At 52.2% G+C, this 228-nt stretch carries 1 rRNA gene; it reads right to left on the bottom strand.

The annotated features are described in order from the left end of the window. A 23S ribosomal RNA gene (locus QD280_RS17870) occupies positions 1–228 on the bottom strand; the annotation flags it as partial.

Genomic DNA, 228 nt, shown 5'->3' with positions numbered 1-228 from the left:
AGGAGTATTTAGCCTTGGAGGATGGTCCCCCCATGTTCAGTCAAGGTTTCTCGTGCCCCGACCTACTCGATTTCACGATACTCAGACTTCGACTACGGGACTATCACCCTGTATCGTCAAGCTTCCCAGCTTGTTCGTCTGTCAGTTGTATCGCTTAAGGGCTGGTCCCCGTTCGCTCGCCGCTACTTGGGGAATCTCGGTTGATTTCTTTTCCTCCGGGTACTTAGA

The organism is Cobetia sp. 1AS1, assembly GCF_029846435.1.
Classification (GTDB): Bacteria; Pseudomonadota; Gammaproteobacteria; order Pseudomonadales; family Halomonadaceae; genus Cobetia; species Cobetia amphilecti.
The sequence above is the reverse complement of the archived record's forward strand: the minus strand, read 5'-3'. Positions and strand labels throughout refer to the sequence as shown.